The organism is Vibrio sp. J2-3(2022), from assembly GCF_021725735.1.
Taxonomy (GTDB): domain Bacteria; phylum Pseudomonadota; class Gammaproteobacteria; order Enterobacterales; family Vibrionaceae; genus Vibrio; species Vibrio diabolicus.
Window position 1 is genome coordinate 519,641 of the sequence record NZ_JAKKCK010000002.1, and the last position, 26,442, is coordinate 546,082.

20 protein-coding genes are annotated in these 26,442 nt (G+C 43.9%); 10 read left to right on the forward strand and 10 right to left on the reverse strand.

Annotation, left to right across the window (positions count from 1 at the left end; all coding sequences use genetic code 11):
• Positions 1-50: 50 nt before the first annotated feature.
• Entirely contained in the window at positions 51-1,319 is a 1,269-nt protein-coding gene (locus tag L3V27_RS10410; RefSeq protein WP_005393205.1) for a DUF945 family protein, read from the reverse strand.
• A gap of 186 nt (positions 1,320-1,505) precedes the next feature.
• On the opposite strand from L3V27_RS10410, the gene L3V27_RS10415 reads away from it, so the two are divergent.
• From L3V27_RS10415 to L3V27_RS10425, 3 genes are all read left to right on the forward strand, one after another.
• A complete protein-coding gene (locus L3V27_RS10415) occupies positions 1,506-3,446 on the forward strand; it encodes an ATP-binding protein (protein WP_237311809.1) in 1,941 nt (646 codons plus the stop codon).
• Complete coding sequence (locus L3V27_RS10420) at positions 3,443-3,940, forward strand: response regulator (RefSeq protein ID WP_012841921.1); 498 nt, start codon at positions 3,443-3,445, stop codon at positions 3,938-3,940. Before L3V27_RS10415 ends, L3V27_RS10420 begins: the two co-directional genes overlap by 4 nt.
• A 289-nt stretch (positions 3,941-4,229) precedes the next feature.
• Positions 4,230-4,778 (forward strand): hypothetical protein, encoded by a 549-nt coding sequence (locus L3V27_RS10425; RefSeq protein WP_005393208.1) that lies wholly within the window; start codon positions 4,230-4,232, stop codon positions 4,776-4,778.
• Between the two features lie 190 nt (positions 4,779-4,968).
• Here the strand turns inward: L3V27_RS10425 and L3V27_RS10430 are convergent, their stop codons facing one another.
• Complete coding sequence (locus tag L3V27_RS10430; RefSeq protein WP_005393210.1) at positions 4,969-5,556, reverse strand: TfoX/Sxy family DNA transformation protein; 588 nt, start codon at positions 5,554-5,556, stop codon at positions 4,969-4,971.
• Positions 5,557-5,925: 369 nt separating this feature from the next.
• Here L3V27_RS10430 and L3V27_RS10435 point away from each other — a divergent pair, with 369 nt between their 5' ends.
• From L3V27_RS10435 to L3V27_RS10455, 5 genes are all read left to right on the forward strand, one after another.
• Entirely contained in the window at positions 5,926-6,846 is a 921-nt protein-coding gene (locus L3V27_RS10435) for an HDOD domain-containing protein (protein WP_005393212.1), read from the forward strand.
• Between the two features lie 152 nt (positions 6,847-6,998).
• Positions 6,999-7,904 (forward strand): lysine exporter LysO family protein, encoded by a 906-nt coding sequence (locus L3V27_RS10440; protein ID WP_006742620.1) that lies wholly within the window; start codon positions 6,999-7,001, stop codon positions 7,902-7,904.
• A 206-nt stretch (positions 7,905-8,110) separates the two neighbouring features.
• Entirely contained in the window at positions 8,111-8,623 is a 513-nt protein-coding gene (locus tag L3V27_RS10445) for a hypothetical protein (protein WP_012841922.1), read from the forward strand.
• A 200-nt stretch (positions 8,624-8,823) separates the two neighbouring features.
• The gene (gene panP / locus L3V27_RS10450) at positions 8,824-10,470 is read left to right on the forward strand and encodes a pyridoxal-dependent aspartate 1-decarboxylase PanP (protein ID WP_237311810.1); all 1,647 of its coding nucleotides are present in this window, start codon (positions 8,824-8,826) and stop codon (positions 10,468-10,470) included.
• A gap of 311 nt (positions 10,471-10,781) precedes the next feature.
• Complete coding sequence (locus tag L3V27_RS10455; protein ID WP_005378021.1) at positions 10,782-11,636, forward strand: MurR/RpiR family transcriptional regulator; 855 nt, start codon at positions 10,782-10,784, stop codon at positions 11,634-11,636.
• A 78-nt stretch (positions 11,637-11,714) separates the two neighbouring features.
• On the opposite strand, the gene L3V27_RS10460 is transcribed toward L3V27_RS10455, so the two are convergent.
• Positions 11,715-12,959 carry an iron-containing alcohol dehydrogenase gene (locus tag L3V27_RS10460; protein ID WP_237311811.1) on the reverse strand — a complete coding sequence of 415 codons (1,245 nt, stop codon included), beginning with the start codon at positions 12,957-12,959 and terminating at the stop codon, positions 11,715-11,717.
• 376 nt (positions 12,960-13,335) lie between these two features.
• On the opposite strand from L3V27_RS10460, the gene L3V27_RS10465 reads away from it, so the two are divergent.
• The gene (locus L3V27_RS10465; protein WP_005378026.1) at positions 13,336-13,602 is read left to right on the forward strand and encodes a GrxA family glutaredoxin; all 267 of its coding nucleotides are present in this window, start codon (positions 13,336-13,338) and stop codon (positions 13,600-13,602) included.
• A gap of 174 nt (positions 13,603-13,776) precedes the next feature.
• Positions 13,777-15,459 (forward strand): aspartate:alanine antiporter, encoded by a 1,683-nt coding sequence (locus L3V27_RS10470; RefSeq protein WP_006742623.1) that lies wholly within the window; start codon positions 13,777-13,779, stop codon positions 15,457-15,459.
• 76 nt (positions 15,460-15,535) lie between these two features.
• Here L3V27_RS10470 and fabV read toward each other — a convergent pair whose 3' ends face one another.
• From fabV to L3V27_RS10505, 7 genes are all read right to left on the reverse strand, one after another.
• Positions 15,536-16,738 carry an enoyl-ACP reductase FabV gene (gene fabV, locus L3V27_RS10475; protein ID WP_006742624.1) on the reverse strand — a complete coding sequence of 401 codons (1,203 nt, stop codon included), beginning with the start codon at positions 16,736-16,738 and terminating at the stop codon, positions 15,536-15,538.
• 174 nt (positions 16,739-16,912) lie between these two features.
• A complete protein-coding gene (locus tag L3V27_RS10480) occupies positions 16,913-19,195 on the reverse strand; it encodes an acyl-CoA dehydrogenase (RefSeq protein WP_237311812.1) in 2,283 nt (760 codons plus the stop codon).
• Between the two features lie 62 nt (positions 19,196-19,257).
• Entirely contained in the window at positions 19,258-19,902 is a 645-nt protein-coding gene (locus L3V27_RS10485; RefSeq protein ID WP_005393225.1) for a TetR/AcrR family transcriptional regulator, read from the reverse strand.
• A gap of 722 nt (positions 19,903-20,624) precedes the next feature.
• On the reverse strand, positions 20,625-21,776 hold the full coding sequence (gene nhaA, locus L3V27_RS10490; protein WP_006742626.1) for a Na+/H+ antiporter NhaA: 1,152 nt from the start codon (positions 21,774-21,776) through the stop codon (positions 20,625-20,627).
• Positions 21,777-22,105: 329 nt separating this feature from the next.
• The gene (locus tag L3V27_RS10495) at positions 22,106-23,230 is read right to left on the reverse strand and encodes a lipocalin-like domain-containing protein (protein ID WP_203342304.1); all 1,125 of its coding nucleotides are present in this window, start codon (positions 23,228-23,230) and stop codon (positions 22,106-22,108) included.
• On the reverse strand, positions 23,230-25,683 hold the full coding sequence (locus tag L3V27_RS10500; RefSeq protein WP_237311814.1) for an ABC transporter permease: 2,454 nt from the start codon (positions 25,681-25,683) through the stop codon (positions 23,230-23,232). The genes L3V27_RS10495 and L3V27_RS10500 overlap by 1 nt, the downstream gene beginning before the upstream one ends.
• Entirely contained in the window at positions 25,664-26,335 is a 672-nt protein-coding gene (locus tag L3V27_RS10505) for an ABC transporter ATP-binding protein (RefSeq protein WP_005378040.1), read from the reverse strand. The genes L3V27_RS10500 and L3V27_RS10505 overlap by 20 nt, the downstream gene beginning before the upstream one ends.
• Between the last annotated feature and the right edge of the window lie 107 nt (positions 26,336-26,442).

Here is a 26,442-nt window from a genome sequence, read left to right on the forward strand (position 1 = left end):
CTTTTTAAAGACTAAGCGTTAAATTGGATTAATTCCGCAACAATACTTGGCTACTGTTGTTGCATCAAGGCAGGCATAAGTAGCGCCACTAATGGGAACTCATGTCCATTTTCGAACTTCAATTTGCCTTCACCGATTTCTGCTTTGAGTTGATAACCGCCCTCTACTTTCTCGATCAACTCCATGATGAGCAGCTCATCGATTCCTTCTTGAATAAATGGGTAGTGCGTCACTAATTCGTCAGAGAAGTAAGTGCTGAGCTCACCAGTAGTCGCCGTCATCAACTTCATTGGGTCTTGAGTAATGTGGTCAGTACCTTCAGGAATGGATAATTGCCACTCGTTATGGAATTTACCGTCACCAAATGCAAGTGAAAGCTCATTCACGGATAAATCAAAACCTTTGCTAAACAGCGTGTCAACATGCGGCAATAAGCTCGCAATTTCCTGCTCGTCTAACATTGGAGAGCTTTGATAGATAGACATAATTTGGTCAAATGACTGGCTATCCACATCTGCAATTGAGAAATCCAACTTAAAGTTATCGACATCCGTACCATCAGTTAAACGCAGTTTCTTAGCATCTAGGTTCAGCTGACTGTTCAGCTTATCACCAGACTCATTCATCGTAGTGTTGCCGCGGTAACTTGCATTCTCAATCAAAAAGACAGGCGTTAAGTTCGAATCAACCACATCCAGCTTCTCTAGAGAAAAAGATTGCTCACCCAGCCAATAGCCTTTTGCTTGCTTACCTTTACCCTGACCTGTCAATGCATTCAGATGAAGCTCTTCACCGTTTTCAAAATCCACTTGAACAGAAGGAACAGAAACTTGGTAATTGAGATCACCCAATACCGTCACATCCCCTGTCACTTTTGCAGGGCTTGTAGAAACAGAAACACCTTGCGCTTCGTTACGATAATGCCAACTGTCTAGGTCAAGGGTGAATGCCGTATTGCCATTAAGCTGAGTCTGACTATGCATCGTGAGAGGCAAAAAGTCATTGTCCACCAATTTTGAATCTGCTGTTAGGCTTGTTAGACCGTGGCTAACATCACTGGTTACATCAAACGTCGTTGGCATGCCATCACGCTCTAGCTGCGTTTTAAGCTCAGGATCAACAACTGAATAACGAGTCAGCACGACTGAAGACAAATAGCCACGCTGATACTCGACCACTTCGCCTTTAATCATTTCATCATTCATATTGGTAATACCATCTTCAATGATGGACTGACCAATTTGTCCGACAGCCAATGGCCAACACAGCGCTAATGAGATAGCACCACCAATGGCGCCGATTTTTTTAAGATTTTGCATAACGTCACTTATTAGGTATTTTCGGTCAGTCTACCCCAAACCACCTGCGGAGAAAACATTGAGACAAATCAGACTATTGATGCTTATTCTAGTCCATTAATCAGGAATCATACTTGGCTCCCACTCATCATGTCCTTTTATTGTTAAAGTTTACGTGGCGAAGTTTTAACCGGAGCTAAAACATCTGTGAATCGTTATGCTGTGTTGTGTCTCGACAACAACCCAATCAGTGCTGAACAGTTTCGATTGGAGCTGTCTGCCTTCTCAAGTAAGTTTGATATTTTTTCTGTCGAATCGATAGAAGAGGCTCAAAGCGCTTTAGAGTATCTGGAAGAAAGAGAACAGACTGTTGCTTTAGTCATAGCGAGCCATCACGCTCATTTTAATGGCGTGGATTTTCTTATTGGTTTAGACCGGATGCCGCATACCGAGCAAGCAAGAAAAATTCTTATTAGCTGCTCGTCTGATATAGAGGCAATTCTCACCGCTGTTAATGAAGGCAGGCTCGACCACTGCCTCACTAAACCTTTGCCAGATCACGTCTTATTTAACACAGTGCAAAAAGAGCTGACCCAATTTATCTTGCGAAACGGTAAAGAAGACCTGCTAAGTTACAGTCAGATATTGGATCATCACAGCTTGTTGCGAGCGCACATCAATAATCAGATGAGCCATTATCAAGCGGGCTTTTTACACGACTACCACTCGATGTCTGATGCCGAGTTAGCCGAGCAAGTGATCTCCGCTCTCCAGCAGTTTTTCAAAGATAACGACGAAACAAGAGCGTGCCGTACATACTCACCTGAACACTTATTAACCGTGGAAGGCGAGCCAAATAGCTTTTTGTGGTTTATTACCGATGGTGAAGTGGCTCTGTACAAGCGCGATGAACAAGGCATGCAGCGAGAGGTTGTACGCCATAACAAAGGTAATATTGTCGGAGGCATGTCGTTTGTTACTGGGGAATGTTCTTTCTCGACAGCCCTAACGCTGACAAAGACAGAGGTCATCAAACTCGATCGCAACGTATTCAATAAAGTGATGCAAAGCGACTCAAACTTGCTGCCTCTTTTTACAAACTTGCTTTTACGCCACTTCAACCGCCGATTACAAAGAAGCATCAACACCAAGCTGCAACTTCAAAAAACGCTCGAATCGCTGGAGTCTGCCCACCAGCAACTCATTGAAAGAGAAAAAATGGCGATGCTCGGCCAGTTGGTTGCGGGCGTGGCGCATGAACTAAATAATCCGATAGCAGCGATATTGAGGGGCGTAGAGAATTTAACGCATACGCTTGCACGATTACTTAACGAAGTACCCAGTTCCGATGTACAAATCAAAGGCATTGAGTTGTTGGGCAAAGCTCAAACCGCAAAGCCCGCTTCAACCGCTGAGCTCAGATCACGCGTTAAAGCACTTAATCATGCCCTTCCAGACCGAACATTGGCAAAGAAAGTGGTGAACCTTGGGCTAGAGTCAGATCACGAGTTACTCACTCAACTAACGAAAAAACAGCAAGTGTCTTCTCATGTTCTCGATACTCTTGAGCAATACCACAAAGCAGGTTCTACTCTTCGCTCAATTAACGTCTGTGCTGCGCGAATTGCAGATATGGTGAAAAGCCTTAAAGGTTACGCACGCTCAGATGATGAGATCCAGCACTATGCTGATATTCATGAAGGTATTGAAGATACCTTGGTGATCTTCGAAAACAAACTAAAAATGCATCAGGTCTCCACTGATTATGCGGATTTACCTCCCATCCTTTGTCAACCAATCGCGCTCCAACAGGTATGGACGAACTTGGTCTCTAACGCCATTGATGCATTTCCGGAAAAAGGCGTTTTAAAAATACAAACACGTCTTGCAGAAAAAGATCATACACATTACGCCGTTATCTCGTTTGAAGATAATGGGTGTGGCATTCCTGAATCGCAAAGAGATGCCATTTTCGAGCTCAACTTCACGACGAAAAAAGAAGGCAACTTTGGTTTAGGCATTGGGCTGTCCATCTGCCAGCAAATCGTGACAGCACATAAGGGATGGATTGACGTCGAATCAGAGCTCGACAAGTTCACACGAATGACAGTCTGGTTACCAGTCATCGAAAAAGGAGATGAAATATGACCAAGTATTTAATTTTATGTGTCGATGACGAACGAGAAGTCTTGGATAGCGTGCTCCAGGATCTCGCTCCCTTTGAGGAACATTTTATTGTCGAGGGAGCGGAATCAGTCACTGAAGCAAGGCAAGTGATCGAGGAGATGGCGGAAGAGGAAGTTCAGCTTGCGCTCATTTTATGCGACCACATTATGCCGGAGCAAACTGGGATTAGCTTCTTAATCGAACTCAGTCAAAATGGTGACACAAAAGCGGCCCGCAAAGTCTTACTTACAGGACAAGCCGGCTTAGAAGACACCGTTGAGGCCGTCAATAACGCAAGTCTGGACTATTACATAGCCAAACCATGGAGAGGTGAAGAGTTGAGAAAAGCAATCGTGTCTCAGCTTACTGCTTTTATGATTGCAAATGATGATAACTTATTATCTTGGACTCAAGTCCTTGATTCTGAGGCGATCCTCAATGCCATGGCTGAACGCAGAGCAAGCTTCGGCGAGTAATATGCGTGGCTCTAGCTTGAATGTCACCAAAGCCAGCTGATCCACGTTATTTCGCGCAATAGCGCGAGTATGGAAAAGCATCACTATTTATCCGATTGATGCTCTTAGACGTTATGTATATGGCGTAGTTTTTGCTTAAACCAACTAACTATTAAGTTAATTGACAAAACATCGACACATTTTTGTTGGTCGTGGACCTTCCTTTTTATTATGATGTCGGACAAATCAGATTACGGTTCAAGTGGTTGCTTGAATCCATGGAAATAATGAACAAGGTTTATCGTTAGTTATGCGTAAAACACTATTAGCCGCTGCCTTACTAGTGGCATCAAGCCATGCCCTAGCCGCAAACGACCGCAATGCGCCAGCAACTATGAGCAACTTTAGCTACGACTATTTCGAAGCACGTATTGGCGCAAGTCCTGTGACATTTGGTGCTGGATTCAGCAAATCAATTCACCCTAACGCACATGTTATTGCTCGTATCGACTCTGAGTTTGAAAGTGATTTTGACTCAGCCGCTGGTTTTGGCTTTCATTCGCCACTAAACAACTGGGCTGATCTTACAGGTGAAATGCTAATGCGCGTTGTACAACCTTCAAGCGATAGCAGCACTGACGTAGGTATGGAACTGAACTTAGGTGTTCGTCAATGGTTAGGTCCTCAATTAGAAGTAGGCGGCAAAGTCGGCTACGTTTCTATTGATAACGATGACGACTGGACCGGTGCAGCATACGCTCGTTTCCACTCAACTGAGCTTTTCTCTCTAGGCGCTGAAGCGCGTATCAACGACTTTTATGGTGATCAGGTAATGTTCACTACGCGTTTTAAGTTTTAAGATTTTTGCTTTAATAAAAGAGCAAATTAAAAAACAAAAACCGAGGCCCATGCCTCGGTTTTTTGTCTAATCTAATGACTAACTCAATGAAGTGGTCAAAAACTTCAATGTCCTTTTTCCGCTTTCAACACTTGCCTTTACGACCCGCTAACTCCATCAAAACGAGTCAATCATCGTGCGTTCAGTTTGCTTACTCACACAGCGCCAATAACTGCTTTTTACGCGGCTCTTGGATCAGTTTCCAATGAACACCGTCAGTTGCACCAGCGAATTTCCAAAGCAACTTAACATCAACGTCATTGCCATAAGCCACTTTAACTTTGTTGAAGACTTTTACAGGTCCAAGTTCTAAAAAGGTTTCTACGTCATCAACACCTGCTTTCTTGACCATTCGCTCAAGAGTTAACTGCATATTTGGCAGATCTCTCAAACGTCTACTGGCAGAAGACTTTTGATATTTTCGTTCCTTAATTGAGTATTCAATTGATTTTTGTACCAGTTCATCGAGTCCTGCATATCCGGATTCAAACAAATCTGTTACGTCATAATAATTTACGGTTGCCGTCGTCTGTTTTTTGACGTGCTTATATTTTTCGCAATTCAGTTGAGTAAACACTTCGTCCAATCCATTACCACCACGTAAGTAGCAGCAATCATTGCTGACAAGCGCAAACATAGCATCATCGGTGAATAAACCGATACCACCGAACATAGAACGTTTTTGATACTCACTAAAGTTGCGTACATATTTAAAAAAAGCTTGGTCTGTCATGTCCATTGACCTCTTTAATCTGAATAAATTACCCCGATTAGCGATGTCACCAGATAAACAGCAGCTTATAGCGAATTATAAATGTCGATTTGTTGGCGATATTTTTGTGAGTTGTGCTCACCAACTTGCTTAATCATACTTAACGTTGAAAAATAAGTTAGGACATAGGTCACATATAAAAAAGTATATATTCGGCATACGTGATTAGTTTCACACTTATTATTCATGTGGTGATATTTTTTTGACGCACGGCATGCCCAAAACACGCCATCATTATGATCTCGCTGGCAATTACGAGCACGTGATACGCATTTAATTGATAAAGAATACGCTGTAAGGGTACACTGTACGAAAGATCTCAAGTACAGCGTCACAATGGAACATTTATCATTTTTTTGGCTGCCAAATAATAAAGATAAGCTTATAAACGCACTGGAATCCGAGTTTGCTCAGCTGGTAGAACAGTCCATCTCAACGGGTAAGATTTCATTACCCCCTATTCCTGATGTCGTGCTTAAAATTCAGCAGTTATGTGTCGAAGAACACACCACTATTTCAGATGTTGCTAACTGTTTGTTAGAAGACCCCGGCTTGGCGGCGGTCGTTCTGCGAGTAGCAAACTCTGTAATTTTCAATCGCAGAAACATTACCTGCAATGACTTAACCACCGCGGTATCTCGCCTTGGTATACTGCGCGTGCGTGATATTGTTACCGCACAAGCGATTGAACAACTTAAACATTCAGTAAATTTAACCAAAGAATGTAATGCTATCTTGGTGAAAAGTGCAGCGGTATCCCGAGAACTCGGTGCCGTCATGGTGATATTAGTTCAAGCGTTTCGTAAACACGAGCCAGGTACTTATGGGCACTTGGAGCAAGAAAAAGCATTGCTGGTTGGTCTGCTAGCCGATATCGGTTTGTTTTGTCTAATTAACGAGTACCACCTGTACTTAGATAGAGGCAATTACCTAGATCCTGAAATTGCGTTGCAAATCTTCCAAACTCGTTGTTCAGCAACAAGCAAACTGGTGCTCGAGCGCTGGGGATTTGACAATGACTTTAGAGAGGTCTCCTCAAACGAGAAGTACGAGCAAACGCGACCGGAAGTAAGTTATTTAGACATTGCAAGAATCGCGCATCACTTATTGATGTTCCGCAATCATGATGAGCGCATTGATGAACACGAAGTTGAATTCAACTTAACAGGTGCAGAGGTCTTGTATGAACTCAGCAATATGAGTGATACTGACTTCAATGACCAAATACGTGCAGTGCTAAGTGCTAGCGGCTTGTAATTTATCGTTTTCTCACACCTAATTCGCGATAAACGATTCGCTCAAGGCTGAGCAGCGTTTGGTATTTGGTGAAATATCTCTCTAATTTCAACCGATAAATAATTTGATTTATGTGTGTTGGTATTATCTCAAAAAAGGAATCATAGAGCTTTATGTTCTCAGGGATGCTATTTATTTTCGCTCCACTTGTTGTGGGGTATCTAATTCCTATATCTCGAGCCTCGTTACTGGAGAAGATCAATCAATCAACGTCCTACCTTATTTACGTCATTTTGTCGTTGATGGGACTTAGCCTAGCAGCGCTCGATAACTTAAGTAGCAACTTACAGAGTATTCTCCTCTATGCGAGTACTTTCTTTTTATGTTTAAGTACCTGTAACCTGTTAGCGCTGCCTATTATCGATAGGATTATTCCTCTCCAGACCAATCAGAATCAAAAGAAGCTGCCACTATCCTCGATGGCTTTAGAATCAGTAAAGCTGATTGTTGTCGTTGGTGGCGGGCTAGTAGTTGGTCTGCTGTTACCCATCGATTTAAGTTGGGTGGATACAGCGAGCGAATGGATACTCTTCCTGCTCCTATTTTTTATTGGTATTCAGCTTCGCAATAGTGGTCTTACTCTCCGCCAAATTTTATTAAATAAACAGGGTATGGCCATTGCGGCAGTTGTGATCGCAACATGTATGCTTGGTGGCGTTATTGCAGCGATACTTTTGGACCTTCCTCTCTATCAAGCCCTCGCGATGGCTTCAGGCTTTGGCTGGTATTCACTCGCAGGAATTTTGATGGGAGACGCTTTTGGCCCCGTGTTTGGGGGAGCATCTTTCCTGATCGAATTGATGAGAGAGCTGGTCGCGCTGGTAGCCATTCCTCTCTTTATTCGCAGCTATCCGTGCACAGCAATTGGTTATGCAGGTGCAACAGCAATGGACTTTACCCTACCTGTTATTCAGACTACAGGTGGTGTGCGTTGTGTCCCAGTCGCCATCGTTAGTGGGTTTATTTTGAGTTTACTGGTACCAGTTATGATGCTTTTCTTTGTATCACTTGCTAGCTAGATCTCAGGTTTTCGCTTTAACATCCATTACAATACGGCAAAAATTCAAATACCTAGTTAACGTCAAAGTGATCAAGATTTTGGCAATAATCCGCTTTCTTTTTGTCAATTAGCCCAATGATTTATCACGACTAAAGAGAAAGAAGGGTGAAACATCAACTTATGTGCCTTGCGTTAATAAAGGGATAACAACCAGAAGGAAGAAGAATGAAACGCTTTGTCGTTGCAGCGCTCCTCGCTACAAGCTCAACTTTTACGTTTGCCGCAGATCAACAATGTCTTGCCAGCAAATACGACGGCTATGTTGATGCCTCACTACAGTGGTATCAAGATCTTGTTGATTTGACGGTTACACAGTATCCAGATCTAAAAGAAGTTAGCCAGTGGTTCTTGGACGGCCGTAAACATCACTTTGAATTAAACCGTGAAGCAGTTCACTATTTTCTAGAGAACGATCCTAGCCGTGTTGCAACAGAACAGCCAATCGAAGCATGGCTAAAATTGGAACAACACGACGTTAAGCAGCTAGCAAGCCGAAGTGATAAGTTAGGTGAAGTTGCAAAACAAACGTTTAGTGACCGTCAATCGACTAACCACCCCAAAAACTACGAGCTTCGTTCAGCATTCGCCGACCTGCTTAGCCATCCACAACAAATTGATACCGCGCTTAATAAGTACAATCAGTCAATAGAGAAGATTGAAAAGCAGAAGTGTGATTAATTAATCGTTGAGGATGCTCGAAAACGCCGAGTGTTTTTAACACATTAAAATCAACGATTTTTTAATGCGAAGATTGTAGCCCTCACCTAAAATTTTCATTTCAGCAACATGGGTTTCAACAATTAAAACGGGACTTTGCGCCCGTTTTAGTTTAGATTGTGCCGCTCGCATTACCACAATAACTACAAAGATTCTTTGCTATGGTTAAGGAACAAAAAACCGCTGACGTTAGCTTTGAGAGCTTGCTAAAGATCTTCACTGTCCCAGAAGGTCCTGACTCAACGTTAACCAAAATTGACGAGAGCCTCTCGCGAAATCTAAATCAATTTCTTCGTGAACACATCGTGGCAGAAGAAAAGCCTTTACGCGAAATCGAAAAAGACTTTTCTTCTGCTCAGATTCCTGAGCAGCCAGAGTTCGTGTCAGATCATACAGAACACTTACTCGACACTTTGGTGTCGCACTCCGTTCACACTTCTTCACCAAGCTTCATTGGTCATATGACATCGGCGCTGCCTTATTTCTTGATGCCACTGTCAAAGATCATGATCGCCTTAAACCAAAACCTGGTAAAGATAGAGACTTCTAAAGCCTTTACCCCGCTTGAACGTCAAGTTTTGGGCATGCTACATCGCTTGATCTATGGTCAGAGCGATACGTTTTACGATCAGTGGATGCATAGCGCAAACCACTCATTGGGCGCATTTTGCTCCGGCGGTACCATTGCCAATATCACTGCACTTTGGGTAGCACGTAACAAGGCGTTAAGAGCCAATGGTTCATTTAAAGGCGTTGAGAAAGAAGGCCTATTTAAAGCCATGAAGCATTATGGCTACGATGGCTTAGCGGTATTGGTGTCTGAGCGTGGTCACTACTCCCTTAAGAAAGCAGCCGATGTACTAGGTATAGGTCAAGATGGCTTGGTTGCGGTTAAAACAGATGCCAACAACCGTATTATTGTCGACGACCTTAAAGCGAAAATTGTTGAACTAGAGAAACAAAACATCAAGCCTATTGCTGTTATTGGTGTAGCTGGTACAACAGAGACTGGTAATGTCGACCCGCTACCTGAAATCGCAGAAGTCTGCCAAGCTCACGGTTGTCATTTCCATGTGGATGCCGCATGGGGTGGCGCAACACTTATGTCTAATCACCACCGTCACCTTCTTAACGGTGTGGAAATGGCAGACTCAGTAACCATTGATGCGCACAAGCAACTCTACATCCCGATGGGCGCTGGTATGGTTCTGTTCAAAGATCCTGACGCAATGAAATCCATAGAGCATCACGCTCAATATATCTTGCGTAAAGGCTCAAAAGACCTAGGCAGCCATACATTAGAAGGCTCTCGTTCGGGCATGGCAATGTTAGTCTATGCCGCAATGCACATCATCAGCCGCCCTGGCTATGAGCTGCTGATAGACCAAAGCATTGAAAAAGCTCGCTACTTTGCAGATTTAATCAAGCAGCAAGATGATTTCGAATTGGTTTCTGAACCAGAGCTTTGTCTCCTCACGTACCGCTACTTGCCGCCATTCATCCGTGAGGCATTAGCAAAAGCGGAAGGTTCACAAAAAGAACAACTGAATGAACTGATTAATGAATTAACACAGTTTATTCAAAAGCGTCAGCGCGAAACGGGCAAATCGTTTGTTTCACGTACAAGACTGAACCCAGACCAATGGCAGCGCATGAACACGATTGTGTTCCGAGTGGTTTTGGCTAATCCGCTGACGACCAAAGAGATTTTGAGTTCTGTGCTTGATGAACAGCGTGAAATCGCCAAGCAAGCACCAAATTTGATGGAAAGAATTCAGCAGGTGGTCACTGATATCCAATCGTCTTAATGGCCCGAAAGAGTTACATCAATTTGAAATTTTTTTTCGTTTTGATGTAACTCAAACATCATTCTCGTGCGACTGGCGCAACAAAACATCGATTACACATCCAATTCTGTAGTTTTTACAACATTTTGTTTGAGGCCTGTCAAATTCTCACTAAATAGTATCCGTTATTGGTTTAGACTGATTGATGATCAGGTTTATACTGATTCTATGGCGCTGGTTGTTTTCGTTAACGCCCCACTCTACTCTGGAATCTTCGTGTTTCCTTTCGTTAACAGAGCCAGCGAGTTGTTCTCTATACCCTCGTGAACACTATGAATACATTAGAAAAAATTCAAAAAAACCTGGAGAATTTCAGTAAGTCAGAGCGCAAAGTTGCGGAAGTAATTATGGCGTCTCCACAAACTGCAATTCATTCAAGCATTGCAACGTTGGCTAAAATGGCTGATGTTAGTGAGCCCACTGTAAACCGCTTCTGTCGTCGTCTGGACACCAAGGGCTTTCCAGATTTTAAGCTTCACTTGGCACAGAGCCTAGCCAACGGTACCCCTTACGTTAACCGTAATGTGGAAGAAGACGATGGCCCAGACGCGTACACCCATAAGATTTTCGAATCGACCATGGCGTGTTTAGATGTCGCAAAGAACAGTTTAGATCCAATGCAAGTGAACCGTGCGGTCGATTTGCTAACGCAAGCGAAACGCATTTCATTCTTTGGCCTTGGTGCATCATCTTCTGTCGCCCGAGACGCACAAAACAAGTTTATTCGCTTTAATATTCCAATTACTTGTTTTGAAGACATTGTCATGCAGCGTATGAGTTGTATTAACTGCAGTGATAATGATGTTGTGGTTCTTATTTCTCACACAGGTCGAACGAAGAGTCAGGTCGAAATAGCAAACCTTGCTCGTGAAAACGGCGCGACGGTCATTGCGATTACAGCAAAGGACTCACCGTTAGAAAAGGCAAGTTCACTCGCTATTACGCTTGATATTCCTGAAGATACCGACGTTTATATGCCAATGGCGAGTCGAGTTGTACAGATGACGGTGATTGATGTACTGGCAACTGGCTTCACACTCCGCCGTGGTACAGGTTTCCGTGAGAACCTAAAACGCGTAAAAGATGCGTTGAAAGATAGTCGCTATGACAAGCTAAGTCAGTACTAAGTCCTGCTGTTTAGTGAAAGATTTAATAAAGGGGAGCTCGACGCTCCCCCTTTTTTCAATGTGTTTTAGATCAATACATCAACCCAAGTCGTTCACACTCGATAAGTCCGTTCTTGATTCAAGCACTTCTACAGAGCTCACGTGTTGTGTGCTCTCTGCCACACACTCTCCACTGCAATCACAGACTTGCTGCAATATGTATATCAAACGTTCCTGATTAAGGGGTAGCGGGTTGCCTTTGATCGCCATCGACTTAAGCGCATCGTTCGCCACTTGTTCAAAAGAAGTTTGGCATACTCCGAATTGGCCAAGTAACGGCAACGCTAACTTATCTAACACCATATTTACCCAAAGAACCCCATCGTGCTCATTCGCGTTCGCACGATCGGTAACCAGTTGGGCAAGTTTACGATAACGATTTATCACATCATTCCTACCAGCGAGCTTCGCGGCGTTAATATTTTCCTGCATCACGTGCGGTGCAAGACGCGCCGTGATCACGCTGTGGGGAGCATCTAACTTACCTCCTAACGCCGACGCAAGCCCATGCGCAGCACCTAATTTGGCATTAGTAATGGCCATGCCACCGAGCAACGCAGCGAATGATAAATCCGAGCGAGCCTTATGATTATCTTGCTTACAAGCAGCAATCACTGAACGGCTTAAACGACGAAGTCCCTCTTCGCACACCATATCTGTAAGAGGGTTTGGCTCACCACACACATACGCTTCCATCAAATGAGTGAACGCATCCATCGCGCCACGCCCGGATGTGTATTGATCGGTTCCATAAGTGAGCGTCGGATCCACAATGGCAACGTCTGCCAGCATATCAGGGCTTCGAAGACTCACTTTCACTTTATCTTGTCCAGACTTCAACACCGCATTTCGAGTCACCTCTGAGCCCGTGCTTGCTGTCGTAGGAATTGCAATAAAATGAAGAGGTTTTGCCTTTAATGGTACGTTTCTTCCTACCATTTCGACGTAATCGTAAACATTGCCTTGATTAGGAATAATAGCGGCTAGGGCTTTACCCATATCGATGACACTGCCACCGCCAATAGCAATCACCATATCAGGCTGGAATTTTCTACCGAGTACCGCGGTCTCTTCTACCATTGTGATATAAGGTTCGCCATTGATTGCTACGTGTTGGTAACGCATATTTTGAGCTTTAAGGTAGTTAATGATGGGCGTGGCTCGTTGGGTGTCCTTCCCAGTTACCAGCAAAACACTGTAGCCAAATTGGTTGATAACGGATAATGAAGACTGAAGTGCACCTTCACCAAATATAATCCTTGTTGCAGTCATAAACTGAAACATACACATCCTCCCAAAATAATATACCCAAATAACCTCTTGCCCTCTGATTTAACACTTATGTAAGAGTTGAAGTCATTTGCGTATAGCCAGATTAGATTGCTATGTTTTTGAATAAAAAAAATTGACCAATTCCACCTTGCCATCATTAACCCCTTAAATGTATGTTTTTTATGCGTCACTTCACATACTTTAGAGCCATAGAATAAGGGAGCGCGTTTAGTTTTTATTCGATAGATTTCACCTATAGAACCAAGAGGTAATTGCCGCTTTATTTCCGTATCTGGATCGGGCATAGTTACTGCAACAAAAGAGAGCGCACTCAGCCGCTATGTTTTGTACGCTTTCAAAAAAGAATAGATTTAGGAGAAATAAGATTATGTTCGTTGTTATCTTTGGTCGCCCTGCATGTCCTTTCTGTGTTCGTGCAAAAGAACACGCAGAAACGCTAAAAGCGAAGCGTGACGACTTCAACTACCGTTACGTTGATATCCATGCTGAAGGCATTTCTAAAGCAGATCTTGAGAAAACAGTTGGTAAACCAGTTGAAACTGTTCCTCAAATCTTTATCGACCAAGAGCACATCGGTGGCTGCGACGAGTTCGAAGCATACGCGAAAGAGCACCTAGGTCTATTTGACGAGTAATCAAGACAGTTTTTAAGAAAGCCGCTTCATGCGGCTTTTTTATTATTTTTCAGTTGGTTATTACCTTACGTCAACTAATGGTAAAACCTAAAAAAATTCACTTATCTTTTTGCTATATTTAGTTACAATTCGCAATTCTTAATCTTTTTGGCACACACTTTACCGAGCCACACAGTGAACATAGACGTCGTATACCTTCTTGAGCAAAACCCTATCCTTCTAATCTTCGTCGTATTAGCCATTGGCCTTGCCATCGGAAAAATCCGATTTGGCAAATTACAACTAGGCAACTCCATAGGCGTTCTAATTACCTCGTTGGTAATGGGTCACCTTGGCTTCTCATTCAATGCAGAAGCATTAACCATTGGCTTTATGCTGTTTATTTATTGCGTTGGCATTGAAGCTGGACCAAACTTTTTTGGCATATTCTTCAGAGATGGTAAGCATTACTTTATCTTAAGTATGACCGTTCTCGTGTCCGCAGTCAGCTTAACGTATGGCTTGAGCCACTATTTCGGCCTCGATTTTGGCTTGTCAGCCGGTATGATGGCTGGCGCGTTGACAGCAACACCTGTACTGGTTGGTGCACAAGACGCTCTTAACTCTGGCCTTGCGACTATACCGCGCAATATGGATTTTTCTTTGGTATTAGAAAATCTATCCGTGGGTTACGCGATGGCTTATCTGGTCGGCTTAATTAGCATGATCATGTTCGCGAAGCTATTGCCAAAACTACAGAAGCAGAACCTGTCTGATTCTGCGCAGCAAATTGCTCAAGAACGTGGCCTTGGAAATTCAAGCCAAAGAAAAGTGTACTTACCGATTATTCGTGCTTACCGAGTCGGTCCAGAATTGATTGACTGGACTGACGGCAAGAACTTGCGTGAACTGGGCATTTATCGTCAAACTGGCTGTTACATTGAGCGAATCCGCCGTAACGGTATTCTCGCCCATCCAGATGGTGATGCCATTTTGCAAGAGGGTGATGAAATTGCACTGGTTGGTTTCCCTGATAGTCATGCTCGCTTGGATCCTAGCTTCCGCAACGGTAAAGAAGTATTTGATCGTAACTTGCTTGATTTGCGCATCGTTGAAGAAGAAATTGTCGTAAAAAGTGACGCTATCGCAGGCAAGCGTTTATCTGATTTAAACTTATCTGAGTTTGGCTGTTTCTTAAACCGCGTGGTACGGGCGCAAATAGAAATGCCGATGGACTTAGACATTGTGCTCGCTAAAGGGGACGTCCTTCAGGTGAGCGGCGAGAAAAGCCGAGTACATGGACTCGCGGAAAAAATCGGTTTCATCTCGATCCACAGTCAAATGGCCGATTTACTCGCTTTTTGCAGCTTCTTTATTTTGGGTATTCTGTTTGGCCTCATCACGATGACATTCGGCCAGGTTTCGTTCAGCTTGGGTAACGCGGTAGGTCTTTTGTTATCTGGTATTACACTTGGTTTCTTACGAGCAAATCACCCTACTTTCGGCTATGTCCCGCAGGGGGCGCTGAATATGGTCAAAGATTTGGGTTTGATGTTCTTTATGGTGGGAATAGGTCTAAGTGCAGGCGGAAAGATGTTCGAGCACTTGACTCAAGTTGGTCCAAAAGTGATTGGTTTAGCATTCATTGTTAGTGTTGTGCCTGTGGTACTGGCCTATTTAGTGGGCGCACACATACTCAAGATGAACCGTGCCCTGCTCTTCGGTGCCATTATTGGTGCCCGAACTTGTGCCCCAGCTATGGATGTCGTCAACGACTACGCTAAATCCACCATCCCTGCTCTTGGCTATGCGGGTACCTATGCGATTGCTAATATTCTGATGACGTTAGCCGGTACGATCCTGATAATATTAAGTTAATAACTTTGACTGATGAAAGCAAAAAAGGCGCTCAATGAGCGCCTTTTGTATATCGGTTGTCTAATCAGTCATTCGATTAGATTTGGATAAAATCAGCTTCAACCGCTGGATTTACATCAGCTTCGTAATCTACGCCTTCAACACCGAAACCAAATAGTTTCAAGAACTCTTCTTTGTACTCTACGTAGTCAGTCAGTTCTTTTAGGTTCTCAGTCGTAATTTGAGGCCATAGTTCACGACAGTGCTGCTGAATGTCGTCACGAAGTTCCCAATCATCCAGACGTAGACGGTTCATCTCATCCACTTCTGCTGCGCTACCATCTTCTTTGTACAGACGTTGGCTGAACATACGGTAGATTTGTTCCATACAGCCTTCGTGTACGCCTTCTTCGCGCATTTTCTTGAATACCATTGCAATGTACAGTGGCATAACAGGAATTGCGGAACTTGCCTGAGTTACAACAGATTTAAGTACAGCAACATTTGCACTGCCGCCTGTCGCTGCTAACTTGTCGTTTAGCGCTTTCGCCGCACGATCTAGGTCCATTTTCGCTTTACCTAGTGCGCCATCCCAGTAGATTGGCCAAGTTAGCTCAGTACCAATGTAGCTGTACGCGACTGTCTTACAGCCTTCAGCAAGAACACCAGCATCAGACAGTGCATTGATCCAAAGTTCCCAGTCTTCACCGCCCATAACGGTTACTGTGTCTTTGATTTCTTCTTCTGTTGCAGGCTCAACACTTGCTTCGATGATCACATCTTTGTTGGTATCAACAGCAGTTGATGTATAAGTTTCACCGATAGGCTTAAGCGCTGAACGAACTAGCTCGCCAGTTTCTGGCATTTTACGTACTGGGGAAGCCAGTGAGTAAACCACCATATCGATCTGACCTAAATCTTCTTTGATCAGTTCGATAGTTTTCTGTTTCGCTTCATTTGAGAAAGCGTCGCCGTTTAGGCTTTTTGCGTACAGGCCTTCTTCACGCGCTAGCTTTTCAAAAGCAGCCGCATTGTAGAAGCCTGCCGTACCTGGTTTCTTCTCCGTACCTTCTTTTTCGAAGAAAACACCGATAGTTGATGCACCGCCACCAAATGCCGCAGCGATACGAGAAGATAGACCGTAGCCACTTGATGCACCGACAACAAGAACGCGCTTAGGTGCGTTTTTGATTGGGCCTTGCGCTTTAGTGTACGCAATTTGTTCTTTTACGTTAGCTTCACAACCAACAGGGTGCGTTGTAGTACAGATAAATCCACGAATTCTAGGTTTGATGATCATATTCAACTTCCTTTAAAAAACCTTGTTAGGATAAAAGTTTCGTCGGGATTTCGCATCTAATTTCTGTAAAAATGCTCTGAAAAGGCAAGTGGTTGGAGCACTATCCCAACATCCACTCTGCAAAAACACAAAAAAGCACCTCATTGAGGTGCTTTTCTTAGTATTAACGGTTTACTATGCCGCCGGGTTCAAATGCGACTTTTTTGGGCAATCAGTTCGCACTTCAGAAAAGTCATGACTAAAGTGGTCAACTTGAATCGCCTTGTAACGCAATTTGTCTGCCGCCATGATTTGGTCAATTTCTTGCTCAGTTAACACGCCAGCTTCAAATGCTTGCTGCAAACGGTCGTGTAAAAGACCTTTACGAGCCACTTTCCCATCCTTCGCCGCCTTCATAAGCTTACGCTCTAAAGGTTTGATTTCGTACATTGCGAGGAAGGCTTTCTCCATTAAGCCTACGCTGTCGTCGTCGGATTTTCCGATGTAGCAAAGATGCGTGAGTCGATCACGTTGTGCTCCTGGCGTCATCATCGCTTCCGCCAGATTCACACACAGTTCATCGCTTGGCTTATTAAAATGATTACCAAGTGGGAACAATAACCCTTTCAGCACACCGCCAACATATTTCACAGGGAAGTTGGTATAAGCCTCATTTAATGACTTAGATGCGTTATACAAACAATGTTGAACGGCGTAGTGGACAAAATCTAGATCGCCTTGTTGACGTCCTTCATCTTCATACTTTTTCAGTGCGGCAGACGCCATATATAGATAACTTAAGCCATCACCCAGACGTGCAGAAATCATTTCTTTACGCTTCAAATCACCGCCTAGTGTTAACATCGCGAAGTCAGCACTAACAGCAAGCGCTCGGCTTATTCTTGTGATTTCTTTGTAGTATTGCTGTGTTGGGCCACTCATGTGTGCTTTGACAAACCGAGAACCAGTTAGCGCCGCGCCAAATGCACCAAATGTATTGCCTACCGCATGTTTGATGTGTTTAAAGAGCAAGTTGTCAAATTCTTTCGCCCCTTGTTCAGAATCTGGATTCGCCGCGGCTTCCATTTCTTTCAGTACATATGGGTGACAACGAGTCGCACCTTGACCAAAAATCATCAGGTTACGAGTCAGAATATTCGCGCCTTCAACAGTGATAGCAACTGGAATACCGAGATAATGTTTAGCAAGATAGTTCATTGGGCCATCTTGAATCGCACGACCCGCATGGATATCAAACGAATCATTTAGAATAGTACGCGCGATTTCCGTCATGTGGTACTTGGCAATCGCGGTTACGATCCCAGGTTTTTCTTTCATATCGAGAGAAGTCGTCGTCAGCGTACGTGTCGCTTCTAGTAGGTAAGTAAGACCACCAATGCGCCCCATTGCTTCTGCGACACCTTCAAACTTACCGATCGACATACCAAACTGTTTACGCACGTAAGCATAAGCACCGGTTGTACGTGTAGTAAGATGACCAATCGCTGTGCCAAGCGCTGGGAGAGAGATACCACGACCAGCAGAAAGACACTCAACCAGCATACGCCAACCTTTACCTGCGTAATCAGCGCCACCGATCAACCAGTCCATAGGGATGAAGACATCTTCACCACGAGTCGGACCATTCATAAATGCAGAACCCAGAGGATCATGGCGCTCGCCTATCTCGACACCTTCATGGTCAGCGGGGATCAGCGCACATGTGATTCCAACCTCTTTCTTATCACCAAGTAGCCCTTCTGGATCCTGTAGCTTAAATGCTAATCCGAGCACTGTCGCCACTGGCGCAAGTGTGATGTAGCGTTTATTCCAGCTAACTCGCACGCCAAGCACTTCTTTGCCTTCGTGAGTGCCATAACAAACTACGCCTTGATCTGGTATACCACCGGCGTCAGATCCCGCTTCGGGCCCTGTTAATGCAAAACAAGGAATGTCGGTACCATCAGCAAGACGAGGCAACCAGTAATCTTTTTGCTCTTGCGTGCCATAGTGCGATAAAAGCTCACCTGGACCAAGAGAGTTCGGTACCATTACCGATACCGCGGTACTGATACTTCGAGTAGCAATACGAGAAACAATGGTTGAGTTCGCTAAAGCGGAAAATTCACGACCACCATACGCTTTTGAAATGATCAGTGAGAAAAATCGCTCTTTACGTAAGTATTCCCATACTTCAGGCGGTAAATCCCTGTCTTCTTTGACAATCTTCTGGTCATCAAGCATTTCTAGCAGGGTTTCAAGCTCATTATCCATAAATGACTGCTCTTCTGCTGTCAGTGTCGGCGTTGGATAATGGTGCAATGTAGTGAAGTTAGGCTTGCCTGAAAATAGTTCGGCATCCCACCACACACTACCCGCTTCCATCGCCTCTTTCTCGGTGCTAGAGAGAGGTGGCAATACTTTTTTGAACACTTTAAAAGCTGGGTCACTAATCCATTTTCTTCGTAGAGAGCTCATAGTTCAGATCCTTTTGTTCACGTAACCGCTCTGGGCATAATTTTATTATTGGTTTAACTTTCTTATTTGTCTTGTGCCAACTGCTTCGCTGACATTCCTGCTGACAAATAAGGAATCAGTAAATCGACGACAGATTTCACATCGACTTCCTTTTCAAATTTACTTTCAGCAAGCTCCGAAAGAGCCTGGCTTGAAGCCATCGTAAATACGCAGGTACCTAGCGTGAAGTGCAGTCGCCAAAACAGCTGCTCCTCACATAGTTCCGGGTTTGCCTTCATTATCGAGAAGGTGAAGAGGTTAAGTACCTCTTCATATCGAGTGGTGATGAACCAACGCAGATGACCTTGTACGTCTGTGTAACCACGGCCAATTAACAACATGAATAATGCAGTACCATTGGGGCGCACATCATTTAATGTACGCAAAGGTAAACGCAATGACTCAAAGACGTCGTCCATGTCGTAGCTATCACGCGTATTTAACTCAATTAGTGAGGTTTTAATGCTCGGCATGAGCGCTTCTAGGTATCTATCTAAAACCGCTCTAACTAGCGTTTTTTTGTCGCCAAAGTGATAATTTACCGATGCTAAGTTGACGTTCGCTTTACCTGTTATCGTTCTTAGCGAAGTATCATTAAAACCATGTTCAGCAAAGAGTCCTTCTGCGACATCGAGTATTTTTTCTTTTGTTGATGTTCTCGGGGCCATTTTAATCACTCGTATTAAACAACTGTTTGAAAATATACTCCTGAAACTTTAGATTAACAAATGATTAACATCACACTTTCACCAATTGGTCTGACCAGAACTTAGAAGGTGTGATCTAATCTTTTGAATTTAAGTCTAATAAGCAAATGATGCTCGCCTGAAGAAAATGACCACGTTTCGCAAACCATCGTATTTGAACACTAGCAATGTCGTTGGGCGGTCGGAGCAGGAGGTGCGGGTTTGAAATGCAATTTAAGTTTATAGCTACTATAGAAAAGAGGGCTATCGAGTTTCAAACCGCCATTAAGTTGGTTACGCTGTTCGCCTCTTCTCTTACTTCTTTACGATACAAGCGGGCAGAAAGAATTAAATCGAATTTTTTTGAAAAAAAATGGAACTGTTTGGAAAAGGCTCGGTCTGAATAAATGTAACAACTAGGGCATTTTAAGTTTCACTGGCCGTCAAACTTGTTTCCATCTAATTGTTACGTTGCTGCTTTTTTCTTATTAACTCCTATGTTTGTATCCGCCCAGTCAAATTTTCGGCTGGGCTTTTTTTCGCCCGCAGATCTACCAACCTACCTTTTCGATGATTCCGTTCATCTCCATGGTCTAGACATCCGCTCAATACGAAAGTGTCGCTATTAAGTCGCTGATGTACTGAACTATGGGTATAAAAAAGCCTCCCGATTGGGAGGCTTTACAAAATAGCGCATTTTTATCTTACGCTTGCGCTTTCTTAGGCAAAGAAAAGTGCAGTAAGGCATAGCCAAGTAATGCTGCTGTCGTCGAACCCATTAAGATACCGAGTCGAGCATAGGTATCAAATTCAGGACTTACATTTCCGAACGCTAAAGAGGAAATGAAGATAGACATTGTAAAGCCAATACCACACAACACAGATACCGCAAAGATATGCTTGAAGTTAACGCCTTCAGGTAACTTAGCAACGCCCATTTTTACCGCTGCCCAGCTAAAGGTAAAGATACCTAGAGGCTTACCAACCAGCAGACCCAAAGCAATACCGAGTGGCAGCATTGAAGTCAGACCTGACATCGATACGCCTTCTAACGAAATCCCCGCATTGGCAAATGCGAATAGAGGCAGAATACCAAATGCCACGTATGGGTGAAGCGCGTGCTCCATATGTTTAAGTGGAGAATGTTCGCCCTGCTTTCCCTTTAGTGGGATAGCAAAACCAATCACTACACCTGCCAATGTTGCGTGAACACCAGATTTAAGCACCGCGAACCATAAGATCGCACCGACGATCATGTATGGCGTAAGTTTTGTTACTTCCTTCGCATTCAACATGAATAGGACACCAGTCATGATGAAGCCAACAAGCAACGCCATGGTCGACAGGTCACCGGTGTAAAATAGCGCGATAATAACAACCACACCTAAATCATCGATGATAGCAAGCGCTAGCAAGAACACTTTTAGGCTTACTGGTACACGCTTACCTAATAACGCCATGATACCTAAAGCGAAAGCGATATCTGTCGCCGCTGGAATTGCCCAACCAGAAATCGCCTCAGGATCGTTGGCATTAAAGGCTACGTAAATAAGAGCAGGAGCTAACATACCGCCAACCGCTGCAATCGCAGGGAAAATTGCGGTTTCTTTTGATTTTAACGCACCTTCAAGTAGCTCTCGCTTAACTTCAAGGCCAATGAGTAAGAAGAAAACAGCCATTAGGCCGTCATTAATCCAGTGAGAAACTGACATACCAAATACATAAGTATGCAGTACAGATTGATAAGTTTCGCCCAGCGGTGAGTTAGCAATGGTCATCGCAATTGCCGCGGCAATCACGAGAAGAATACCACCAGCTGATTCCATTTTGAAAAAGTCACGAATGACATCGTTCATGGTTTCGTCCTTATATTTATTATCTTAATAAACGATTAACAAAGAATGATAAGAGTGTATAGCGGTCGAAAACTTTAGAATAATCGCTTCTTCAGAGTATAAACTTCGATTTTTCCGATATGAAGTTTACTATACATCGTATTTTCCAACATAACACTCAATTTTGATCACAGCGCGTACTTGTGGTTATCGCGCCAAATGTTTATCAAGATTATGAGAAAATCAGCATAACATGGCATGTACTGTCATGATAACCCCATACTTTTGAGAAAAATTCAGGAAGTTTCATCCACTAAAAAACCACCCATTAGGGTGGTTTTTATCAGAATTTAATAACCAGTGAGCTGCATAAAGCCCCAAGCCTCGTTGGAGCCAGAAGCTAAGGTAGGACCTTCCCAATACGGTATAACAAACGGAAGCCACATATCTGATTTGATAATACGAGTGGTCAAGTTAATTTGATGCTTTGGAATATTAATAATCCACTGCAAAGGCAGCCTTCTTCCATTTGATAAACTGGTCACTTGCATTGGTTTAATACTGATATCATCATCTGAGAGATTAATGACTTTACCTGAGCGTGTGGACAAGGTGCCAAATACATGCGGTGTTTGTCCATGGTGGCGATAGCGGCTGACTGTCAGTGCTCGACCATCATCTAAATTGAATACAAACCAATCCCAACCCTGTTGCCCTTCACCAATTAAGCCACTGCCCCACTCTTTCTGAGCCCAAGCAGAGCCAGCAACAGAGAAGCGTTTGCCATTAATGTTCAAACTCCCTTTCACCTTTAAAAATGGCGCACTAAAACTGAAAGAGGCAACAGATTGCAACGCGTGTTTAACCTGAAAACCTTTGTCTCCATTCACGACAAAGGGGCCATTTGTCATAGTATTGAGATCTAAACCAAACGTATCGGTAGTCACATTCAAGTTACCAGGGAAAGGCGTTGCACCAAGTGAACGCCATGTCCAATTATCAATCCATAACCTGAAAGGACGATTAGTCATGCCAGCTTGGCCTATCCCGCCTCTCGCTACACGTTGCTCTTTCCAGACGTGCGAACCATGGCTAATGACAACATGTGAAATGTACAGTTGAGGGTTTTGCCATCCGCTGGTTTCTCGCTCGTCTGTCGCGACCCTGAAGTAACTCCATTGAACATTGTATATTTTCCCTTGTTCATCTTTCAGTTTCGCAAAGTAGTGCCACCATTCATGTTGGTACTCGGGATGAAAGCGAAAGTCTGACGGTAAAGAGACATGCTCGTCAGGTAATACAGGTTCAAAAATCGTTTGATTTTCACGCGTTAGAATAGAATTAAGCTCGCTTTCTTGTGTTGCTGTCGCTTCCAACCAAAAAGTTGAGTAAAAAGCAGCCCCGGTCAAAAAGGCAAACGTAATAACAATGATCGTTGAAACTAACAAGCGTTTTTTAGAGCCCACTTTTTTCATTACAACGCGTCCCTTAATGACTTCATTGGCGTACTCTTAATCATTCTAATAACTGGCAATGCGCCAGCAATCATGATGGCAAGCATCGCCCAAGCAATAGTTTGAGCGTATTCCCAAGGGATCGTTTGAAGCTCCAGAGACCAGCCGAATGATTGCTTAATGATAATATCAACGATCAAGTGTGCAAGTGCCAGACCAAGTGGCACCGCAATAATCGCGGAAATGGCCCCGAAAACAAACAACTGCAAACCACCTAATGCGACAAGTTCCTTTCCGGATACCCCCATACATCTCAGCAAAGAGAAGTGCCGCTGCCGCGACAACTCGCCCGCCAATGTCGCGAAGAATAAGCCAAACACAGCAATAATCAGCGTGATGTTGCCCAAGGTTCCTGCAATAGCGAAGGTATGATCAAATACCCTCATTGCCTGACTATAAATATTACCATTATCAAACACACGGTCTTGCGGGAGGCGGAATACATTTTCTAAGCGATTTTTCAGCCCCTCCCCATTAACGCTATCTTTTAACACCACACCAAGGCCAACATTGCCCGTCCCTGCAAATGCATACAGCCAATTCCGGTGCGACATCATCACCTGGTTATACGGGTTTCCATAATCGTAATAAACACCAACGACTTGCCAGTCTCCACCTAGTGGTTCCTGCAAACTAATGAAGTCTCCTGGGCGAATATCCAACTTCAAGGCCATCGATTCACTCACCATCAAGCTCTTGGTCGCGTGCAGTTGATACCAGTAATTCGGGACACCTAGTTTTACCGTCAGTGCATCTAGCTCACCTTCAGAAGAGCCTGTACTCACCACTTGCAAAGCACCATGTTCGGTTGGCATATCTTTTTCCCAACGCCACCAAACCGAGTTGACTTCTGGTTGGTTTTGCAGCCACGCACTCATCCGAGCTGCTGAGTTATTTGTCGGATAGATATAAATATCCGCTGCTAATCGCTGGTTGAGCCATTTATCGGTTGTATCCCTAAAACTGCCTACCATCGTTTCTACGCCGATATTTGCCGCCAGTGCCAACATAAACGCCATTGTTGCCACACCGCGATAACTCATGCTCGCAGCCGCATCGGCAAAAAACCAACGTACACGTACCCAACGCATGGTGTAAGAAAAGCTCTGGAACATATGCCACATAATAAATGGCATGAACAAGGCCACACTAACCAACATCAGCGCAATAATGGCAAAGCCAGTTTCTTGTGTTTTCGGTGCTTGATACACTGCGATTGCCGCGACACAAAACGCACACGCAGCAAGCGCCTGCCAAGAGAACTCACGCCCTGCAAATCGCATTAATGACAGTCGAGAAGATAGACGAATTGGCTGTGACTTCAACAAACGAATCAATGGCCACAAACACGATATTAATGCGCCCATCGCTGCCATGATCAGACTATATAAGCTGGACTGCCAAGACCATCCTATTGTTAAGCCTACGTTGGCATCGTACAAATCGCTCAGGCTCGATGAGACTGCAGGGATCAGCTCATTTGCCAAGATCAAACCAAAAAAGTTACCACACGCCCACGCAATAAAGACGAGCAACGACAACTCTAACAACAATGCTTGAGCCAACTGCGTTCCGTTGACCCCCGTCTGTCTCAAAATACCCACCAAACGTTGTCGCTGAATAAATGACAAAGACATCGCTTGATAAAAAATAAACAACCCGACCAAAAATGACAGCATCCCCATCGCGGTGAGGTTCATGTGGAATGCATTAGTTAGCGATTCAAGCTCCGTGCGCGTATTCCTAACGAGCGTCATGCCATTAGGTAGCATATTTTTCAGTGCTATTAGCTTTTCCTCTGGCATTTCACCACAAGAAATCGCAGATAAACCTGAGCTCCGCTTGAGCATACGCAACAACGATATATCAGTAACCAGCCGAGTCCCTGAGAGCATTTTGTTTTTATCGACTTGAATCGGTCCGAGACGACTTCCGTCATTCATCTCAATAAAGTCCCCATCCTGCCAACTCATGTAAGCGGCCAAATCTTGACTAACTAGAATGGGATAAGGAGGTTTCATTAATGATAGAACGGGCATCTCACCCAAAGATTTGCCTTGCTGCAATGGAATCATCGCGACAGGATCAATCCCCACCAGCATCAAGCTCATATCGGTTTTAGCATCTAGATGTAGCACGTCAAACGGCGCACATTGGTTAAACCCAGCTCGACGCAACTGGATATAGAAACCTTGAGGGATTTTATTGGCAGAGTGTTTAGTTCGGATTCGGTATGGCAAAGGATTGGAGAAAAGCTTTTCTCCTGTCGCATAACTTTGTTTTGCATGCTGGTTGATAGAAGTAACACCAACAAGAAGGGACACGCCTAAGGTTAACCCTAGCCAGACAAGAATAATTTGTAGTGGGTAACGACGGTAATGACCGAGTAGTGCCTTAACTACGGGCCATAACATGCAGTTGCCCTCCTTGAAGTCGAATCTTACCTTCCATATGGGCCGCCACTTTTTCACTGTGCGTCACTAACAGCAAAGTACACTCCAGTTGGCGAGCGAGACTCGTCAATAAGCGCATTACCGCTTCTGCGTTTCGCTCGTCTAGGCTACCAGTTGGCTCATCAGCGAGTAGGATTTTAGGTTCCATATAGAGTGCACGAGCAATCGCCGCACGTTGTTGCTGACCACCAGACGCCTCTTCCGGATAACGTCCTAGCAATGGCATTAAGTCCAAAGCAGAAAGAATTTGACGCCACAACTCTTTATCTTCCGGCAGACCTTTTAACTGACGACAAAAACGAATATTGTCGGCAATATTGAGTGTAGGAAGCAGGTTGAATTGTTGGAAGATATTCCCAATATTGTTGCGGCGATAAAGGGTTCTTAAATGCTCCGGTGCTTCATGCATAGCAAAATTTGGAAACTGCACTTCACCAGAGTCAGCAGTATCTAATCCGGCGATTAAATTCAGCAGAGTACTTTTACCCGAACCACTTTCTCCCATCAGAGCGACTTGGTCACCTTGCTGTAATGTTAATTCTGCCCCTTGTAATACAGGGTGAAATTCTCCCCCATCTACATAGCCTTTACATAGGTCTGACAGTTTTAACATTGATTATGCCGCTCGGATGGTATTTAAAAATTGGGATCAGAATCTACACTAAAATCCTGTTAGTAGAAAGTATTTTGAATGCTTGATCACACTATGAGAGTACAAAT

What these genes read in the sequence shown, in the direction of transcription:
- L3V27_RS10410 (WP_005393205.1), bottom strand. Translation starts at nt 1,319, where the DNA reads ATGCAAAATCTTAAAAAAATCGGCGCCATTGGTGGTGCTATCTCATTA.
- L3V27_RS10420 (WP_012841921.1), top strand. Translation starts at nt 3,443, where the DNA reads ATGACCAAGTATTTAATTTTATGTGTCGATGACGAACGAGAAGTCTTG.
- L3V27_RS10425 (WP_005393208.1), top strand. Translation starts at nt 4,230, where the DNA reads ATGCGTAAAACACTATTAGCCGCTGCCTTACTAGTGGCATCAAGCCAT.
- L3V27_RS10430 (WP_005393210.1), bottom strand. Translation starts at nt 5,556, where the DNA reads ATGGACATGACAGACCAAGCTTTTTTTAAATATGTACGCAACTTTAGT.
- L3V27_RS10435 (WP_005393212.1), top strand. Translation starts at nt 5,926, where the DNA reads ATGGAACATTTATCATTTTTTTGGCTGCCAAATAATAAAGATAAGCTT.
- L3V27_RS10440 (WP_006742620.1), top strand. Translation starts at nt 6,999, where the DNA reads ATGTTCTCAGGGATGCTATTTATTTTCGCTCCACTTGTTGTGGGGTAT.
- L3V27_RS10445 (WP_012841922.1), top strand. Translation starts at nt 8,111, where the DNA reads ATGAAACGCTTTGTCGTTGCAGCGCTCCTCGCTACAAGCTCAACTTTT.
- panP (WP_237311810.1), top strand. Translation starts at nt 8,824, where the DNA reads ATGGTTAAGGAACAAAAAACCGCTGACGTTAGCTTTGAGAGCTTGCTA.
- L3V27_RS10455 (WP_005378021.1), top strand. Translation starts at nt 10,782, where the DNA reads ATGAATACATTAGAAAAAATTCAAAAAAACCTGGAGAATTTCAGTAAG.
- L3V27_RS10460 (WP_237311811.1), bottom strand. Translation starts at nt 12,959, where the DNA reads ATGTTTCAGTTTATGACTGCAACAAGGATTATATTTGGTGAAGGTGCA.
- L3V27_RS10465 (WP_005378026.1), top strand. Translation starts at nt 13,336, where the DNA reads ATGTTCGTTGTTATCTTTGGTCGCCCTGCATGTCCTTTCTGTGTTCGT.
- fabV (WP_006742624.1), bottom strand. Translation starts at nt 16,738, where the DNA reads ATGATCATCAAACCTAGAATTCGTGGATTTATCTGTACTACAACGCAC.
- L3V27_RS10480 (WP_237311812.1), bottom strand. Translation starts at nt 19,195, where the DNA reads ATGAGCTCTCTACGAAGAAAATGGATTAGTGACCCAGCTTTTAAAGTG.
- L3V27_RS10485 (WP_005393225.1), bottom strand. Translation starts at nt 19,902, where the DNA reads ATGGCCCCGAGAACATCAACAAAAGAAAAAATACTCGATGTCGCAGAA.
- nhaA (WP_006742626.1), bottom strand. Translation starts at nt 21,776, where the DNA reads ATGAACGATGTCATTCGTGACTTTTTCAAAATGGAATCAGCTGGTGGT.
- L3V27_RS10495 (WP_203342304.1), bottom strand. Translation starts at nt 23,230, where the DNA reads ATGAAAAAAGTGGGCTCTAAAAAACGCTTGTTAGTTTCAACGATCATT.
- L3V27_RS10500 (WP_237311814.1), bottom strand. Translation starts at nt 25,683, where the DNA reads ATGTTATGGCCCGTAGTTAAGGCACTACTCGGTCATTACCGTCGTTAC.
- L3V27_RS10505 (WP_005378040.1), bottom strand. Translation starts at nt 26,335, where the DNA reads ATGTTAAAACTGTCAGACCTATGTAAAGGCTATGTAGATGGGGGAGAA.